This is a genomic window from Endozoicomonas sp. ONNA1, from assembly GCF_024606325.1.
Taxonomy (GTDB): domain Bacteria; phylum Pseudomonadota; class Gammaproteobacteria; order Pseudomonadales; family Endozoicomonadaceae; genus Endozoicomonas_A.
Genome location: NZ_JAHHPN010000679.1, coordinates 1 through 1,702 on the forward strand (window position 1 = coordinate 1; position 1,702 = coordinate 1,702).

1 protein-coding gene is annotated in these 1,702 nt (G+C 48.1%); it reads right to left on the bottom strand.

The window, feature by feature from the left end:
• Nucleotides 1–131 precede the first annotated feature (131 nt).
• The coding region (locus KDK19_RS15950) for a hypothetical protein (protein WP_257292347.1) at nt 132–1,702 on the bottom strand (1,571 nt) is incomplete at its 5' end.

A 1,702-nucleotide genomic window follows, 5' to 3' on the forward strand; every position in this document is an offset into this window, starting at 1 on the left:
CCTCACCCATTTCCTGACAAATTCGGAAAGCTTAGGACAGTAGACTGGCAGGTGCGGAGTAAAACAATTAATTTACAATGCCAGAACCTTAAAATTCGGAAATGGTTGACTGAAATACATTACTTCAATAATCAATCCCAGTTAGCCTCACGATCCTGAAGTGAAAAAGTAGTCGATGTACCCGAGCTGGTCGAATAACCAATGCCATCATCGCCTTCTGAAGAATCCCAAATGTAGCTGGGAGTGCAGAAGAATAAAGTCTCCCCTTTTTTTTGTTGCTGTATTATTACGGTGTGGCTGGCTGTTCTGGCTCTTTCAGCCGCTTCTTGCTGCTCCCTTTCGTGGCCTATTTTATCTTCTTTTGTCAAGATATATTCTTCTTGTCTCAAGTAGCCGTATAGCTCTGTCAGCGACCACTGCATGTAGAGATTATCCAGATCCATATCACAAGAAAGGGGATTCAGAACCCCGGCATTGATCATTACATTTTTCCAAACCTTTTGATCAAAGCCTTCAATGATTTCTCTGACCTCCTCCCTGTCCCTTCTGGTGGGGTTCCAGTCCCTTCCTTTCGGATCTTTCCGCCAGGGTTTGTTGAGTGCTCTGCCTAACTTCCTTTGCAGCTTATTCTCTTGCAACCATTCCAACCTTCGCGATTTAGTTTGATGCTCAGCGATTATCACACACACCAACAAGGTGATACCTATCGTGGCGATCACAGTGCTCGCCACAAGTTTAAACCAGCGTTCCCAATCATGGTAATCCAGATCCAGATCCAGATAGTGATGCACGACTGGCTTCTGAACGGGCGGTGGCAGAGCAAAAGACACGGGCTTTTCACCATCCAGAATTCTGCGAACCTGCTGGTACCACTCATTACCATAATCTTCACGATCGGCGGCTTTCATAAACAGGGCGGCGAGATCTTCCTGATAGTGACGACGTTTGCTGTCTGTACGCCAAAGAGTGAGATGATTGTTAAAGGCTTCAGTCAGCAGGGAGAGGTAAAGAACAAATGCAGGGTCTCTGGCAATCTCCGGGTTCTGCTTTTGCCTGTCCACCTTGAAGCCAAGAGAACGAAGCGCCTTGCCACGAAGAAAAAGCTCCTGCATTTCTATCAGAATAAAGCCGAGTTGCCGACCTAACTGTTCCGGGGATAACGGGTTGGACGGAAATTCTCTAAAACTGTTCTGCACAGCCTCCGCAATCAGATCCTCCATGGAGTCCATTCGGTCTTCAGCTATGACCCCCTGAAGCAGCAACGGATGGGTTCGGTACCAATCAATAACATCCCGGGCTTCCTCCATGACTGGAGCTCTACTGAATGCCTGCAGGAGGTGAAACATGGGGCGGTCCGGGTAACGGTCATCCGTATCATTGTCACCAGTGACTTTGGCAATAGTATGGCGGGAAGCCTGCTGGATGAGTCTGGTAAGAAACTGCTGTCGAGCTTCTGGCTGATAGTCTGGTGCAGAGTGATCTTCCAGCCACTGGTTCTGCTCATACCGCTCATAGATTCGCCGAACTGAAACCATGAGGGCTTTTAACAGCCCCTCATTTTCTTCTGCAAAGACGTAATCAAAATAGAGCCTGTTCAGATTGTTCCGGGCATGCCTGAGAGCCTTCTGCTCGGGTGACTCAACACTTCCCCAACAGGAAGCCACCAACATCAGACTGAAAAGCACAGACCATAAAGCGCGAT